The organism is Thermaurantimonas sp. (genome assembly GCF_046299575.1).
Taxonomy (GTDB): domain Bacteria; phylum Bacteroidota; class Bacteroidia; order Flavobacteriales; family Schleiferiaceae; genus Thermaurantimonas.
This window is the reverse complement of record NZ_JBKBHX010000006.1, coordinates 104,843-121,837: the sequence shown is the minus strand read 5'-3', so window position 1 is coordinate 121,837 and position 16,995 is coordinate 104,843. Positions and strand designations below refer to the sequence as shown.

15 protein-coding genes are annotated in these 16,995 nt (G+C 39.3%); all 15 read left to right on the top strand.

From position 1 onward, the window contains the following. Positions 1 to 12 precede the first annotated feature (12 nt). The 15 genes from ACK4EX_RS09050 to asnB (ACK4EX_RS08980) all read left to right on the top strand — a co-directional run bounded on the left by ACK4EX_RS09050 (position 13) and on the right by asnB (ACK4EX_RS08980) (position 16,981). Positions 13 to 1,047 (top strand): NAD-dependent epimerase/dehydratase family protein, encoded by a 1,035-nt coding sequence (locus ACK4EX_RS09050; protein ID WP_409771997.1) that lies wholly within the window; start codon positions 13 to 15, stop codon positions 1,045 to 1,047. Beyond that, a complete protein-coding gene (locus ACK4EX_RS09045) occupies positions 1,047 to 1,874 on the top strand; it encodes an ABC transporter permease (RefSeq protein WP_409771996.1) in 828 nt (275 codons plus the stop codon). The genes ACK4EX_RS09050 and ACK4EX_RS09045 overlap by 1 nt, the downstream gene beginning before the upstream one ends. Next, positions 1,874 to 2,164 (top strand): ATP-binding cassette domain-containing protein, encoded by a 291-nt coding sequence (locus ACK4EX_RS09040; RefSeq protein WP_409771993.1) that lies wholly within the window; start codon positions 1,874 to 1,876, stop codon positions 2,162 to 2,164. The genes ACK4EX_RS09045 and ACK4EX_RS09040 overlap by 1 nt, the downstream gene beginning before the upstream one ends. A gap of 47 nt (positions 2,165 to 2,211) precedes the next feature. Continuing rightward, positions 2,212 to 2,943 carry a class I SAM-dependent methyltransferase gene (locus ACK4EX_RS09035; protein WP_409771990.1) on the top strand — a complete coding sequence of 244 codons (732 nt, stop codon included), beginning with the start codon at positions 2,212 to 2,214 and terminating at the stop codon, positions 2,941 to 2,943. Then, a complete protein-coding gene (locus ACK4EX_RS09030; RefSeq protein ID WP_409771988.1) occupies positions 2,936 to 3,553 on the top strand; it encodes a class I SAM-dependent methyltransferase in 618 nt (205 codons plus the stop codon). The genes ACK4EX_RS09035 and ACK4EX_RS09030 overlap by 8 nt, the downstream gene beginning before the upstream one ends. Beyond that, a complete protein-coding gene (locus ACK4EX_RS09025; protein ID WP_409771985.1) occupies positions 3,554 to 5,011 on the top strand; it encodes an oligosaccharide flippase family protein in 1,458 nt (485 codons plus the stop codon). A 3-nt stretch (positions 5,012 to 5,014) separates the two neighbouring features. After that, entirely contained in the window at positions 5,015 to 6,904 is a 1,890-nt protein-coding gene (gene asnB, locus ACK4EX_RS09020) for an asparagine synthase (glutamine-hydrolyzing) (RefSeq protein ID WP_409771982.1), read from the top strand. Further along, positions 6,901 to 8,133, top strand: a complete 1,233-nt coding sequence (locus ACK4EX_RS09015; RefSeq protein WP_409771980.1) for a glycosyltransferase family 4 protein — start codon at positions 6,901 to 6,903, stop codon at positions 8,131 to 8,133. The genes asnB (ACK4EX_RS09020) and ACK4EX_RS09015 overlap by 4 nt, the downstream gene beginning before the upstream one ends. Positions 8,134 to 8,199: 66 nt before the next feature. Further along, the gene (locus tag ACK4EX_RS09010) at positions 8,200 to 9,573 is read left to right on the top strand and encodes a glycosyltransferase family 2 protein (RefSeq protein WP_409771978.1); all 1,374 of its coding nucleotides are present in this window, start codon (positions 8,200 to 8,202) and stop codon (positions 9,571 to 9,573) included. Continuing rightward, positions 9,548 to 10,384, top strand: coding sequence for an FkbM family methyltransferase (locus tag ACK4EX_RS09005; RefSeq protein WP_409771976.1), 837 nt, complete (start codon positions 9,548 to 9,550; stop codon positions 10,382 to 10,384). Before ACK4EX_RS09010 ends, ACK4EX_RS09005 begins: the two co-directional genes overlap by 26 nt. A 12-nt stretch (positions 10,385 to 10,396) precedes the next feature. Beyond that, positions 10,397 to 11,461: a glycosyltransferase family 4 protein gene (locus tag ACK4EX_RS09000; protein ID WP_409771974.1), complete on the top strand. Its 1,065-nt coding sequence runs from the start codon at positions 10,397 to 10,399 to the stop codon at positions 11,459 to 11,461. After that, complete coding sequence (locus ACK4EX_RS08995; RefSeq protein ID WP_409771972.1) at positions 11,425 to 12,585, top strand: glycosyltransferase; 1,161 nt, start codon at positions 11,425 to 11,427, stop codon at positions 12,583 to 12,585. The genes ACK4EX_RS09000 and ACK4EX_RS08995 overlap by 37 nt, the downstream gene beginning before the upstream one ends. 11 nt (positions 12,586 to 12,596) lie before the next feature. Further along, entirely contained in the window at positions 12,597 to 13,994 is a 1,398-nt protein-coding gene (locus ACK4EX_RS08990) for an O-antigen ligase family protein (protein ID WP_409771970.1), read from the top strand. A 478-nt stretch (positions 13,995 to 14,472) separates the two neighbouring features. Continuing rightward, on the top strand, positions 14,473 to 15,111 hold the full coding sequence (locus tag ACK4EX_RS08985) for a glycosyltransferase family 4 protein (protein ID WP_409771968.1): 639 nt from the start codon (positions 14,473 to 14,475) through the stop codon (positions 15,109 to 15,111). Positions 15,112 to 15,250: 139 nt separating this feature from the next. Beyond that, entirely contained in the window at positions 15,251 to 16,981 is a 1,731-nt protein-coding gene (gene asnB, locus ACK4EX_RS08980) for an asparagine synthase (glutamine-hydrolyzing) (protein ID WP_409772124.1), read from the top strand. Positions 16,982 to 16,995: the final 14 nt, after the last annotated feature.

Sequence of the window (16,995 nt, the reverse complement as noted above, 5' to 3'; positions counted from 1 at the left end):
TTCAATATACCGTTGAAAAACATTTTAGTTACCGGAGCAGCAGGGTTCATTGGTTTTCACCTTATCAAAAAAATATTTGGCAACTCTCAAAAAATCGTCGGCATTGATAACTTAAACTCCTATTACGATCCTGCTCTGAAAAAAGCAAGACTTAAAGAATTGGGGGTAGAATTGGTAGAATCTGAAAAATATTATAAAACATCAAACTTTGATTTTTTTCAGATAGATATAACTGATTCAAAAGAAGTAGAAAACGTTTTTTCTCAATACAATTTTGATGTAATTATTCATTTAGCCGCTCAGGTCGGTGTAAGATACTCACTTGAGAATCCGGAGGCTTATATTCAGTCAAATATCTTAGGTTTTTACAACATCATAGAAAAAGCAAAGCAACAGAAGTGTTCGCACTTCATTTATGCTTCCAGCAGCAGTGTTTATGGGCTGAACGAAAAAGTGCCATATTCTACCGGCGATAGTGTCGATCATCCGATATCGCTGTATGCAGCCTCCAAAAAGTCGAATGAACTTATAGCGCACACCTACAGTCATTTGTATAATCTCCCCACCACGGGTTTAAGGTTCTTCACTGTTTATGGACCTTGGGGAAGACCAGATATGGCTACATATAAGTTTACCAAAGCAATACTGGAAGAAAAACCCATCCAGGTGTTTAATTACGGCAATATGAAGCGCGATTTTACCTATGTGGACGACATTGTCGAAAGTATAAGCCGCCTTATCGGACAGCCACCATACAGAGATGAAAATCGTAAAGTCTCCCCCGCAGTTTCAAAAGCACCTTACAGAGTTTTAAACATCGGAAATCATTCACCCGTTAATCTGATGGTTTTTGTCCACCATTTGGAAAATATAATTGGAAAAAAGGCTCAAATCGAGCTCCTGCCACTACAGCCGGGTGACGTACTTACAACCTATGCCGATGTAGCAGATCTATCTGATCTGGTCGGTTTTGAACCACACACTCCGATTGAAAAAGGATTGAAAAATTTTGTGGATTGGTATAAAAATTACCACGGCTTAGCGTAATGGAAAGCAGAAACGAAATCATTATCGAACCCGGAAAAAACTGGTTCGCTGAATCAGTCAAAGAGTTGATCCGGTACAAAGATCTTTTGTATTTCATGGTGATCAGAGGCATAAAAGCCAAGTATGCGCAATCCGTATTAGGTATTAGCTGGGCAATCATTCAGCCCTTATTTACTACAATAGTATTTACCATCATTTTCGGAAATCTGGTGAAAGTCAGTTCCAATGGAATGCCTTACATTCTTTTTAGCTTCTCCGGGATGGTAATTTGGAATTACTTTTCCAATACGCTGACCGAAGCGAGTAACAGCGTGGTTGGCAATGCCTCTATGATTACAAAAGTCTATTTTCCGAGAATCATTCTGCCACTCTCTGCGGCATTTTCCAAGTTGCTGGATTTTCTGATTGGTTTGGCAGTACTGATAGGATTTTTACTGTATTTCAGAATTCTTCCCTCAGCCAATATTCTGTGGCTGCCTGTAATTGTTTTGGTCATGCTGCTGTTTTCACTGGGTATAGGTTCCTTCCTTTCAGCATTGGCCGTTCAGTACCGCGATGTAAAGCATGCCTTGTCTTTTCTTGTTCAGATTCTGATGTATGCCTGTCCGGTGGTGTATCCATCCTCTGTAATACCTGAAAAATACCAAACCATCTATGCGCTTAATCCTATGGTAGGGGTGATTGAGGGCTTTCGGGCCGCGTTTATCCCGACGCTGACATTTCCCTACGCACAGTTTGGGTTAGGTTCTCTGGTTGCTGTACTTGTTTTTTTGGGTGGTACAGCATATTTCAACAAGTTTGAACGAAAATTTGCCGACGTAGCCTGATGAAAGAAGTTATACGCGTCGAAAATCTCTCCAAAGCGTATCGCGTTGGAAGTAAGGAGCAATCACACGATACACTCTTTGGTCAGATAATAGACATCGTCAAATCCCCAATTCGTAATCTTCGGAATCTTCGCTCCCTCACCCGCTTCAATGGTGAGGATGACTCTTCAGTACACTGGGCGCTCAAAGACATTAACTTCTCTGAACAGAAGGGAGAAGTACTCGGCATCATCGGCCACAATGGCGCGGGTGAGAGTACTTTTCTTAAATTTCTCTCTTATGTAACCTGAGCATACTATCAGAAGGTATTCTTACACTTAATGCAATCTATTCAAGAATGAAAAAAGTAATTAAAAGGTTAATTTTAAAACTCAAATACTCAGGAAATCAGCATGAATGTCCACTTTGTGGTTTTAAGGCTAGAGCTTTCTTACCTGGAGGTCTTCATACCAAACGCGTCAATGCTAAATGTCCTTCATGCGGCTGTGTAGAGCGCCATCGAATCCTTTGGCGATATTTTATTAATATTGGTTGCGTAGTCAACGAGCCTCACAAAAGCGTGTTGCATTTTGCACCAGAACCAGCATTGCGCCGAAAACTAACTGAAATGCTGCCTTTGTACAAATGCTCTGACTTAAGTTTAGAAGATGCAGATTACGCCTATAATCTGACACGAGTGGATTGTCCAGATGCGCATTGGGATTATTTGATCTGTTTCCATGTGTTGGAACATATCGAAGACGATAGGCAGGCCATGCTTGAAATGCATCGCATTCTAAAACCTGGTGGAGTTGCCTTTGTGCAAGTTCCTATCTGGCCGTCGGAGTTGCACCCCACTTATGAAAATCCAACTATTATTGACCCCCGTGATCGTCAGATAACATTTGGGCAGGAAGATCATTTGCGTATTTATGGGTTGGATGTTGTAGAGCGCTTGCAAGAAGTCGGATTCGAGGTACAATTGGTACGATATACTGATTTTTTTACTTCCGACGAAATACACCGGTACGCTCTGCGTAATACTTCAGGCATAAGCGAAGTATTTTTTTACTGCCGAAAACATGTTTAAAGAAGAAGCACATTGGATTAGGACTGTACTAACAGGTCTTCAACTAAAAGGTTGTACGGCAGTTAATCTCGGGGCTTCTACTGCTGAATTTCGTAAGATTGTACAGCCACATATTCATCAGGAGGTTATTGAGCCATTAGAGCGAAGAGGTGTGAGTATTACTCATGTGGATATCAAGAAGGCAGAAGGTGTGGATATAGTAGCCGATATTACATCAGCGGATTTTCCACGTCAAATATGTCGCCAGTTTGATCTGGCCTTATGCACCAATATGCTTGAGCATGTGAGTGATATCCCGATGGTGCTGCGGAACGTGATAAGTGTCGTAAAATCGGGCGGATACATACTGCTTACTGTACCGAGGAGATATCCTTTGCACTTCGATCCAATTGATAATGGCTTCCGCCCCACACCTAATAAACTGGCTTCGTTGGTATTGGAGCAAACCCGCGGGTATCTTTTGTGCGGGGAGGTGATCGTAATCAAAGATCCTAAATACTATTCAATTAAGCAATCACGCTTCCCAATTTGGGGTTACCGTCAGCGTATCAGATACCATTTAGGGTTTTACTATCAAACAACAGGTATCTTAATTAAAAAGACGGAATGAATGAGTAAATTTGTACAGGGTTTAAACTGGACAGTTATTCAACAAGTGGCATATTTTGTCGCAAATTACGTCTCACTGATCCTGTTGGCCAAGTATCTCAGACCTGAAGATTTTGGAATCGTGGCGGTTTCTACAGTATTAGTTGGCCTGTTTGATATTTTGAATGGCTTTGGCATTCCACAATTAGTTATTAAGAACCACGTGTCTGATGAAAAGCAATTAGGGCATTATTATGGAAAATGTCTTCTTTTGAGTGCAGGATTAGCAGTCGCTTGCATATTTGGCGGGCAGATTTATGTCCTCTGGTATCAGTCTGATATTCGACAAGATGTGGTACTGATAATAAGTGTTAGTAGCCTTGGTTTAATACTCAATAGTACAGTTGCATTCTACAATGCACTTTATCAACGCGTTCTTGATTTCAAAATGCCAGCTTTGTACTATACAATCGGGTTATTTGCTGGCAATGTATTAGCTGTTATTTATGCGTCAATGAAGGGAGGTTATTGGTCGTTGGTCTTACGCAATCTGGCTACGCCGGCATTTGTAGTTTTGGGTTTTACTTTGTTTTCGCGTTTCCGAATCGTTCCGCATCTACGCTCGAGACTGGGTGACGACGAGCGGAGTTTTACGTTTTGGCTAAGTAGCAATCAAGTATTAAATTACCTATCGCGTAACTTAGATTATTTGATTATCGGACGATTTTTTGATGTTGGTGTGGTGGGTCAGTACAGCATTGCGTATAAAATTATGCTACTACCGATGAAATTCTTGAGTTCTCGGATACAATCGGTTTTATATCCAACTCTGGCTCGAATGCAAGATTCTACAAAAGCCTTGGTTAATTTTTACGTGAAAGTTGTTTCGTTTATTGGATTTATCAGTTTTCCACTTATGGCTTTGGCAAGTGTAACAGCTCCATTGTGGGTGCCTTTATTATTTGATAGTGAACGCTACGTTGATTTAATACACCTTATTCAGTGGTTGACAATTGCTGGAGCGTTCCAAGCAGTGACCGCACCCATCGGTAGTCTTTATTTGGTTAACAATTTAGTGCGTCAGATGGCAATATACTCAATCATAAGTGCGATAGCCTTTACGGTAGGTTATTTATTAGGTGTTTGGAGTGGGAACATAGTAACTTTTGCTATAATTTATACCATCATGAGTATTATTGTAAATTTTTTTGTTGCCAACCATGTACCTTTAAGTCATTTGGGGTATTCGTTGCGTATTTTTTTGAAAAAAACACTACCACCGATTCTACCTGTAATGGTAGCATATCTTTTTGTACAATTTTTTTTGTGGTCTTGGGAAGCGGAAAAGCATGTAAACCGCTTATTGGCTTTGGCGACATTAGGAATAGTATTTGTTTTGACATATTTAATTGCTTATGCTTTGCTTTTCCGCCCCGACTTGCATCGTAAGTTATCTAAATTAAAAACGCTTTACTCTTAAATTATGTGTGGGATCGTCGGAGCTATTTCTTTTGGGAGACGTGAACATGGAATCGAACGTTTTGTGCGTTGGGCTACTGGACAAATGCGTCGACGTGGTCCTGACGCAGAAGGATATGCAGAGATTGGTCAGGCAATTTTTGGCTTTAGGCGTTTAGCTATAAGAGATTTAAGCGAAGCGGCAAATCAACCCATGTTGGATCCATCGGGGCGTTTTATGCTTGTATTCAATGGCGAGATTTATAATACTGAAAAACTTAAAAATCGTCTAAGATTTGCTGTTAAATTTCGTACCCATTCTGATACTGAAGTTCTACTGCATTGCCTCTTGCAGTTGGGAATAGAGTTGACATTACCTATGCTTGATGGAATGTTTGCTTTGGCATGGTATGACGCAGAAAGTGGAACACTGACGCTAGCCCGCGACCGTAGCGGTATAAAGCCGCTTTACTATGCTGTCAGCAAAAATCATTTGTTATTTTGCTCAGATTATGATTTACTGTTATGCCAAGAAGACTTTCAAAACCTTAGGATAAATCCAGATGCTTTGGCTAACTATCTAAGGCTCGGTTTTGTGCCTGACGGCGAAGCGTTGTATAAGGACACGTTTCTGCTACCCCATGGTCATAGCCTTATCGTTGATCGGAATGGCTCACTTAAACTTAGCGCTTACTACAATTATCCGGTGAAACGGCTGGCTACTGAATACTCAATACCAAACCTCCAAGAAGTGCTGTCTGCATCGGTACAAAGTCAATTAGTAAGTGATGTGCCTTTAGGCGTGTTTCAGTCAGGTGGCATTGATTCTTCATTGGTAAGTGCTGCTGCATCTGGTATGCGGCAGGATCTAGAGGCATACACTATCGGTCTCGCCTCGGGCGGCTTTATGGATGAGTCAAATGAAGCTTATACTGTGGCTCGTGCGTTCGGTTTGCGCCATCATCTAAGGAAAATAGACGAATCCGATGTTTTGTTCAATTTAATTAGCCAAAATTCAGAGGCATTTTCTGAGCCTTTTGCTGATTATTCGTCTCTTCCTGCGCTACTGCTGGCTCAGTTTGCCAAAGAACGCATCACTGTTGCGCTGTCGGGAGACGGGGGCGACGAATTGTTTTGGGGCTACCCGCGCAATCGATACACAGTAAATTATGCTTCTATTTTTTTAAAAAAAAAATGGCCTCGTCGAGCGCTAATTTGTTGGAACAAAATAAGCCCACTTAGCGAATCTATACCACTAGAGCTGCTTAGATATCCGGACTTTACAACATATGTATATAATAAAATTTTTATCACTGGAGCAAAAAAATGGGCAGGTCGCATTTTCAAGCATCAACCCGAACCTCCTTTTTTTTTAAAAAAAATTGTAGACGATCTGACTGAACTGTCGCTATCCAATGTACGCGATTTGATGAATGTGCAACGAAAGATTGAATTTGACTTGCATATGCAACGCGTTTTACTCAAAGTGGATCGAACTTCCATGTATCACAGCTTAGAAGTGAGAGTACCGCTGCTGAGTAATGATATGTTGGATGCTTCTACAAACTATAGGTACGATATGTGTATTGGCAAATATCACGGCAAAATACCGTTGAGAGACTTATTTGCCTCAATGCATGGAGATGCATCACTCAGTTTGCTACCTAAAAAAGGTTTTACAGTGCCAATTGATGATTGGATTAATGGATTGTTACTCGAGCGCGTTCGCGAGCGTGTTTTGGAACTACCTTCGCAATGGCATAATTATTTTGATAAAAAACAACTTGAATTGCTTTGGCAGAGCAGTTCTAATGAGAAAAATGGGTGGTTAATATGGGCGGTATTTACTCTGTTCGAGTGGAATGAACGGCGGCTCAATAAACTTCGTCAAGATTATCAAAACAGCATATTATGACCAGTATAGCCCTTGTCGTTAATACATTTCCAACACTCTCGGAGTCTTTTATTGTAAACAAGGTGCGTTTATTGGCTGACTTAGGTTTCAAAGTTACAATTATAATTCACAAAAAACAGGCTGAATCAATTCCTCAAGATTTGATCGGTCGAGTACGAGTTCTGACAGCACCTTCTGCATATCCTTTAGTTAAACGCATCCTACATATTATTTACGCGTTTTGTCTAAATTTTGAAAGTTTCTATTTATTATGGCGACAATGTAAATGTTCAGATTTATTACATCGCTTTAAAATTTTGGAATTATACACCCCTTTCGCTGGTTGTAATTTTGATATAATACATTTTTCTTTTTCAGGTATCGGAGTGGCTTATCTGCCTTTAATGAACTTTTTAAAAAAAAAATCGAGACTATATGTGAGTTGTCGCGGACATGCCGAACAAATCCGTCCACTATTTGACTTGGAACGTCGTAAAAAATTAAATGAGTTATTCGACGTTGTTGATCGCGTGCACTGTGTGTCTGACGATATGGTCACTACTTGTGTGACTTATGGGCTTGACCGCTCTAAGGCATTCGTTAATCGACCTGCCATTGATCCAGCCCTCTTTAGTCCTATAAAGGGCCATAATGCTACAATTAAACAGCAAAAGGAACGAGATGAAGAGCGATGCATCCCTTTTCGTATCTTAACGGTTGGACGTCTTCACTGGAAAAAAGGACTCGATACACTGATACAAGCAATACGTATTTTGAATGAAAAGAACTTGAATTTGCATCTTGATATAGTAGGAGAAGGGCCAGAGCGAGAGAAGTTAGTGTTTTTGGCCCATCAATTAGGTTTAAGCGAGATCGTGTTCTTTCATGGTGCTCTAAATCAGTTTCACGTACGTGATTTCCTTGCTCAGGCTCAAGTTTTCGTGCACCCAAGCCTGAGCGAGGGAATAAGCAATGCCGTAATGGAAGCAATGGCAATGGAACTGCCTATAGTATGTACAGACGCCGGTGGGATGTCAGAACTTATTGTTCATGAGTACAATGGGCTTATTGTACCTATTCTTAATCCTGCAGCACTGGCAGAAGCTATTACACGGCTTTATCAATCTTTTGAGCTACGACTTCGTCTTGGCCAGTCGGCCCGCCAAACAATTCTAAAGGATTTTACACTTGAACGCCAAGGTCGAATATTTGCTAATGAGTATGCTTTAGCTACTTGCTCTTACTCGTAATTTCACAGCTATTCTTTAATTCAAACATCTAAAAAACTTTTCTAAATTTTATTAGAGTACATCTACATGCCTTTTCTTTTCATCAGATACATATTGCCTGTATGGTATAATTATCTTCCTTACGAAGGAGATTGTCCTTATTTCCCAGATTATGATAAGTTGTCTTCTACCAGTAATAAGACTCTATTAAACTTAGACTTGGCCTATAGTTGCCGCGAAGTGACCAAAATAGATGCCGCCTACCAAGCCTGGAACAAGGGTTTTATACTCCAAGATCCAACCATAAAACTAAACACTGAAGGTATCAAGCCCACTATAAGTGATAATTATCGCTTTGTCAGAAAATATTTTCACCCTTTCTGGAGTTGGTATATTCTGTCATTGCGCATTTTAACATTACACAATCCAATAAAGGAAATTGCTGCTTTTATCAAAAATTTACGTGTAAGGAGAATTGATTTATATGAAAAAGTCTATCCTCACGAACATTCATTCCAACAATTTGAATCCAGGCTTTTAAAAAGTGCACCAAAAGTTTCGGTCATCATCCCCACACTAAACCGCTACCACTATCTTAGAGATGCTCTAAATGATCTTGAAAAACAATATTACAAAAACTTTGAGGTCATCGTTGTGGATCAATCCGAGCCATTCCAGCCGGAATTTTATGAGCAGTTTCATTTAGACCTCAAACTCATCCGGCAGGAGGAAAAAGCCTTGTGGCTGGCGAGGAATACAGCAATAAAATTATCGGGAGCGGAATATCTTCTGCTTTTTGACGATGATTCTCGTGTAGCGCCCGACTGGATCAGCCAACACCTTAAGTGCCTGGATTACTTTAATGCTGAAATATCTTCAGGTGTATCTATTTCTGCTGTAGGTGCCAAAATCCCGGAAAATTACAGTTTTTTTCGATGGGGTGATCAGGTAGATACAGGTAATGTGATGATTCACCGCCGAGTTTTTGAAAAAGTGGGACTATTTGATCGACAATTTGAAAAACAAAGACAAGGGGATGGAGAATTTGGATTAAGAGCCTATTTGGCAGGGTTTAAAAATGTGTCTAATCCTTACGCAAAAAGATTGCATTTAAAAGTTGGTGAAGGTGGCCTTCGCCAAATGGGCAGTTGGGATGGCTTCCGCCCAAAAAGTTGGCTGGCACCAAGGCCGGTGCCGAGTGTGTTGTATCTTACAAGAAAATATTTTGGAAATAAAGCTGCTATTCATAGTTTACTTACAGGTGTGCCTCCTTCTTTAATTCCATATCGATTTAAGCGTCAACCAATTTTGCTTTTGTTTGGTAGCTTACTGGTATTTCCTTTTTTTCCATTTGTGTGCTGGCAGGTCTTTAAATCTTGGAGAATAGCCGACAAAATGTTAAAAGAAGGGGCAAAAATTGAATATCTACAGCAACATGAACATAATGCACAAAATCCTTAGCGGGTTAAAAACTCGCTATTGGAAAACGGAACTTCCGGTAGTACAATACAAATTGGGGGGGGGGCAACTCAAAGCCATAAAAGGTACTATACGTACTAAACCAGACAAAGACGACGCCTGGTTATTTAGATTGATGGGGGATTTTCACTTCATCTACGATATTGGCGCCAACATTGGCCAATCAGCCCTGTACGCTAAAATTCAAAACAGAGACAAGCAGTTGCTGTTGGTAGATGCTAACCCGGAAGCTTTGTCTTTAGCTGCGAAAAATTTAATTATCAATGGATGGTCTGGTCACTGCACTTTTGAATGTGCATTTGTAGGCGAACGAAGCCATGAAAAAGTGCAATTTTTTACAGTAGGCGCCGGTGCGGCAGGAAGTATGTACAAAGGCCATGCGCATACTGCAGCAGCCATAGGTGCTTCTACTTTGGTACCGACCATTACTTTGGATGATTTATGGGGAAAATACGGCTGGCTGCCCGAGTTTGTAAAAATAGACGTGGAAGGCGCCGAAGCCAAAGTACTACAAGGCGCCACCCAATTGGCCGCTCAGCAAAGAACATGGTTTATGGTGGAAATGCATAGCCCACCGGAGTTGCCTATGAAAGAAAATGCAAGTCTGGTGTTGCACTGGTGCCGGCGAAACAGCTACCGTGCATGGTATATGCGGGATGCTGCAGAACTGACAGCACCGGAGCAGATTCAACACAGGGGCAGGTGCCATCTGTTGCTGATGCCGCAGCATGAAGCCTATCCTGAAAAACTTAGCCTTTTGGCAGAAAATTCTCCTATTCCGGACAATTTCTAAACATGTAAATTTTTGAAAATCCTCCAAATCATTGACACCCTGGCTGTAGGTGGCGCTGAGAAAATACTGGTGCTATTGGCCAATCTTCAAAAAAGAAAGGGACATGAAGTAACTGTGTTAACCATACTTGAACCAGGAGCATTAGCAATGCAATTACTGCCTGAAATTCCTGTAATTGCCCTAAACCGAAAATGGAAATTTAACCCCATCATAATGTATCGGCTGGTGAAAATAGCTAAAGGGTATGAAATCATACATGTGCACAGTTCGCACAATCTTCGCTATGTGTTTCTGGCTTTCCAGCTGTTTGGTTTGAAAAAAGTTCTGTTTTTTCACGAGCACTTTGGCAATATTGAAATAGACCTTTCAGTCAAATGGCACCAACGGCTCATCTATCCCAAGGTGCAGTTGATTGGGGTATCCAGGAAAATATGCCAGTGGGCAGTAGAAAAAGTTGGCGTTCCTGCCCGACAGGTACATTTATTGCCTAATACCGTTAAAGACTACCCTTTCCGACAAAATATTCGCAATATTTCCCCTGACCGGCTTTATTCGCTCATACTTGTAGCAAACATTCGTCGCCCTAAAAATATTGAATTTGCTCTGTTATTGATTAAATCCCTTCAAATGTGTAAACTTACCATTGTGGGGCAAGTTGTTGATAAATTATATTTTGATTCACTTCTGACACAAATTAGGCAATTTGGTATTTATGACTGTGTAACGTTTGTATTCGATTGCAAGGATATTCAACCGCTTCTTCATCAGTTTGATTTGGCCCTTCATACCCCTGTATCCGAATCCGGACCGCTTGTACTTATTGAATATTTGGCACAAGGTATTCCATTTTTGTCTTACCGTACGGGGGAGATTGCCTATCAGGTGGAGAAACAATTCCCTCAATTTATTATAGATAATTTCAAGTCGGAGGAATGGATAAAGCGAATTCAGCTTTTGCTATCCCAAAATCGCCAGTTGCTGGGGTCTGCTATGAGACAGTTTTATGAAGTTCATTTTTCTGAAGACAAATACTTCGACGAATGTCTAAAAATTTATCAAAAGGGACTACTTTCTTAATGGTAACAGACACAGCAATGGTGTTCAAAGAGGGAAAGGTGTATGCTTTTGGTCCCGTAGTACGGGAATTGGAGGTTTTTCATGAACTATTCGGCGCAATTGAGTGGATTGGGTTCAATCGCCCTGATTTACTGAATGACCCTGTAATGCAACCCGTACCGGATTATGTAAAGTGTGTATTGTTGAAGCGTTCGGGTGGAGATACATTCCTAAAAAAAATCGGTGTATTGCTTCAGACTCCTGTCATGACTTGGGAAATTCTGAAGCGATTAAGAGGAAAACGCGTGATACATACCCGTGCGCCTTCCAGTCCTGCGTTTATTGCAGCAGTATTATCTTTCTTTTTTCAAGAAAAAATCTGGTGGCACAAATATGCCGGAAATTGGGGGGAAGAAGAACCTCCTTTTTTTTACGGATTACAGCGCTGGTGGTTGTCAAAGGCAGTATGGAGCAAAGTAACCATCAACGGTCGCTGGCCCGGGCAGCCGGCCCATTGCCTGAGTTTTGAGAACCCTTGTTTGGATGAGGATGAACGGCAGGAAGGAATAAAAGCCTTAAATAAAAAGTGTTATGAAGGAGCACTGAAGGTTTGCTTTGTCGGCCATCTTTCTGAAGCCAAAGGAGCAGACATGTTATTGGAAGCTTTAATACAGTATAAAGGGACGAGAATCGAATCCTTGCATTTGATAGGCAATGGACCTCTACGCCAACAATGGCAGCAAAAAATGGAATCTATGCCATTCGAGGTTCATTTACACGGGTATTTAGATCGGGTTCAGGTTGGTCAAATTATGGCCCAATGCCACCTCATTATACTTCCTTCAAAATCAGAAGGTTTCCCCAAGGTCATTGCCGAAGGTGCCAATTACGGTTGCATACCGGTGGTGAGCGATATTTCCAGCATTGGGCAATATATCCGTCATGGTGAAAACGGATTTCTGCTTTCTCCAAAAAGGTTGGAACAAGGTAAATTAGCAGAAGACTTGGAGCACATATTAAAAATTAGGAACCTTAAACCCATAGCCCTGGAAGCTCATAGTATGGCTACTGCATTCACTTTTAGGCATTATCACGACAAAATAAAGCAGGAAATTTTAATCCCTGCCGGAATGAGCACACGATAATAGCCTATCCAATGTCTTTAGCTAGAAGTATTGCTTTAAACAGTAATCCAACAGCCAGCTACTCTTTTGAGTGGAAGGCATTACTACATGTCTTACTTGGCCTGGTAGGAGCTTTAAATCCCCAACTAGTTCCTTTATGGGTGCTTTATGTAATATTTTATGAAGGTACTTACAAGGTTTATAAAACTAAAAATATAGCCGGGCAGGCGCATCTGGCAGCCGCCTATATGGCAGCTATGGAAATGATCGTTCGCATGTCGAGGTCGGGGCTTCCACACGAGCTAACTAAGTATGCTGTAATTTTTATTTTAATCAATGGGTTATTCGCTCAGGTTTATCGTCCAAAAGGAATAGGACCAATACTAATATATTTTATATTATTGTTGCCTTCAACCTTGTTTTTGGTCTATTGGGATAGTTTTGATTATGCAAGACAAATGGCTTCTTTCAATTTGTCAGGTCCGTTGTGTTTAACGGTTTCTACATTTTATTTTTTTCGAAGAACGATAAAAGAAGGTGAATTGATCCGAATTTTTCAACAAATATTGTTGCCATTAATTTCAACCTTGTCCTGGCTTTTTGTTCGCACCCCTAACATTTCTGAGATAAATTTCGAATTTGGTGCCAACTTCGCTGCCAGCGGATATGGTCCAAATCAAATGGCCTCAGGCCTTGGACTCGGTGTACTTATAATTGGAATCAGCTTTTTAATGAAATGGCCATTATCAAAATGGAGGCCTTTTGCTTTTTTATTATTAGCTGCTTTGACCTACAGAGGATTATTGACTTTCTCCAGGGGAGGAATCTTTGCTCCTGTAGTAATTCTACTGATAATATCCATATACCTATCTTTCTCTAAAATTTCTTCATTGAAAAGTATAATTAGATTTGTTTTTGTAACTGGTTTATTAACCTTAGTAGGATATGGTATTTTTACCTACGTAGATAAACTAACGGAAGGCGCACTTTTGAATCGTTATATCGGTATAAGTCATGGAGAGAAAGTTGATGCTAGTAAATATACTTCAGGCAGATTAGACATACTTCTCATTGATTCAAAAATTTTTTTAGATAATCCTATTTTAGGAATAGGACCAGGAGTAGGTACAGTTAAGCGATTTGAATATGGATATCACGATATGGTTGCGGCTCACATTGAATTTTCGAGATTGCCTGCTGAGCACGGAATTTTTGGATTGATTGCGTTAACAATTCTAATTTATTTTCCTTTTAAAGAATTTAAACGAAGGAAGCAATTTGAGCAACGTGTTATTCTGATTGCTGGTGTTTTGTTTTGTTTTTTATTTATGGCACATTCTGCTACTCGAATTGCCCTTCCCATGTTTATGTATGGATTAGGTTTTATAATATTAGACACAGGTCATCAAAATACCTATTCCATTATATAAATAAGTATTCTTACAAACAATATCGTTAAAATAAATTTGTAAAAAACTGAAGAATAAAAAAAATACAATTTTCATAGTTGGTAATTTCTTTGGACCAGAAAGTAAAAAATCAACTTCTCAGGCTGAAGAGCTTAAAAGAATTCTTGAAAAGAGAGGTGTTCATGTATTAGCCTACTCAAGATATATTTCAAGAATCCCTCGACTTATAGATACATTATTTGCACTTATAAGACATCGAAAAAAATACCAAATTGTTAATGTTCAGTTTTATGGGGGACTTGCGCTAATTCTTGAAGATTTTGCTAGTTTTTTAGCAAAGTTACTGGGTAAAACAATCATCTTTACGCTACATGGCGGGGCATTACCTGACAAGGTAAAATTAAAACCTAAATGGTACTATCGTGTATTGAAACGAGGTACCATAATTACTTGTCCGTCAGCTTATCTGATAAATAATTTGACAAGCCTCAATCTTAATATGATTTTGGTTGAAAATACGTTGCCTTTAAAGAACTATAATTTTAATAAAAAATCACAATTTTTTCCAAATCTATTGTGGATGAGGTCGTTTCATCCTATTTATAACCCGGAGATGGCTCTTGAGACAATAAAACTTTTAAAAAATACTTATCCCGAAATCAAACTTTATATGGCTGGATCTGACCTCGGTTATTTTAAAAAAACCAAAGAAATGGTCACAGAGATGGGTTTAGAAAATAATGTGATATTTCCGGGTTTTTTGAATATTCATGGGAAAAATCATTTTGCCAGAATATGTGACATTTATATATGCACAAACAGAATAGATAATTTGCCTGTATCGTTGCTCGAAATGATGGCACTTGGCCTACCTATTGTTACTACCAATGTCGGAGGTATTCCATATTTGATTCAAAATGATGAGGCACTTTTAGTTCCATCAGAAGACTCAAAAGCAATGGCCGAAGCTGTTGAAAGAATTATTAATAATCCAGATTTGGGAATTCAAATGGTCAAACGGGGTAAGGATTTGGTAAAAAAATACGATGAAGACGTTGTTAGTGAAAAATGGTTGGCTCTGTTAATGGATTTAGGAATGGATGTAAAATCTAATGTATTACAAGGTATAAAAAAATAATAGATTTATTATGTGCGGAATTGCCGGAATATTTCATTTTGATATAGATAAAATCATTAACCCTATGCTGCTTCATATAATGGAACGCAGTATTGCACACAGGGGACCTGATGATTCCGGCATATAGCACGATTCGAATATTGGATTTGCTCACCGTCGTCTATCTATTTTAGATTTATCTGAAAGAGGGCATCAGCCTTTTCACTCAGCAGATGGGCGTTTTACCATCGTTTACAACGGTGAAATCTACAACTTTACGGAATTTAGGAAGGAGTTGATAAATAAAGGTTATAACCTTTATTCCTCTACAGATACGGAGGTGTTGTTGTATCTCATTATTGAATATGGTCCAAATGTACTTCATAGACTGAACGGCATGTTTGCATTTGCCGTTTGGGATAAGTTAGAACAGAAATTAATTCTTTGCCGTGACCGCATGGGGGTAAAGCCACTCTACTATACGATTTTTGAAAATAGTTTATATTTTGCTTCTGAGCCAAAAGCGCTTTTTGCCGCTGGAGTTCCACTCGAAATCGATGAAAAGAAGTGGGATGAACACCTTATATATCGATACGTAGCCGGCGAAAGTACAATATTTAAGGGTGTAAATCGACTACTTCCGGGTCATTTTGTTACATGCAAAGATGGAAAGATTTCATTTACTCGTTGGTGGAATCTTTCAGAACGCGTGCGACAGCATGAAACCATAAAGAATCCTCTTGAATGGTTTGACAATACCTTTCAGGATTCGGTAAGGTATAGAATGGTAAGCGATGTTCCAGTTGGTGTTTTATTAAGTGGAGGACTCGATTCCAGTAGCGTTCTTGCTTCGCTTTATCGGCAAAATTTTAAAGTAAGTTGTTTTAATATTGGCTTTGATGACAAAATTCATGACGAATCTGCATTGGCCAGGAGTTTTTCGGAAATTTTAGGGTATCCTTTTTTCTCTACTCGCCTTGAGGACGAAAATTTATTGAAAACGCTTGAAGATTCGTCCTGGTATCATGATGAACCACTCATTCACAATAATGATCCTCACTTACTTGCGATTTCACGCCTTGCAAAAAAACATGTCAGTGTATTACTGTCTGGCGAGGGATCGGATGAACTTATGGCTGGCTACGTACGCTATCGTGTATGGCGGTATAAACCTTTTTTCTCCTTGCTTAAGGTTACATTACCACTTTATAATGGTCTTAAAAAAAACCTACGCAGCATTAAATTACAGCGTTACTTAAGAATAAGGAATAATCGAGATAAGCTACTCTTAAATGCGTCTAATCTCTTTCCTGAAGATTTTTATGAGTTGGGAATAAAGAATCTGGAGCCTTCAATCGAATATAGATCAACAATATTAAAAGAAGCAGAAGATTTATATCCTGGTCAGCCGCTACGCCAACTGCTATATCTGGATCAACATACATATCTCTGTTCCCTTCTCGATCGCAATGATCGTTCGACAATGGGAGCTGGAATTGAATGTAGAGAACCATTTCTGGACTACAGGCTGGTTGAAGGTTTAGCTACATTACCTGTAAGTTGGTTTGATAAAGGAAAAAAAGGTAAATTTATCTTGCTTCAATCCATGAAAAAATTTCTGCCTCCTGAAATTGTTAATCATAGAAAAATCGGATTGAGTGTACCATGGACAACATATTTATTAAAAAATAAAGTCTTTTCTGAAAGAATGTCAGAAATGAAAAATAGTGAAGTATTTAAATATGGAATTTTTAAATCATTTAATGTAGAAAAACTAATTGCCAATTTTTACCAAAATCCAGAATTATTTGGAACTATAATAAATCAGTTTTTTATAATTTATATATGGTATGAAACTTACTTCAAGCGAATTAAGGAGTTTCAATATTAAATAATAAGTGCTTG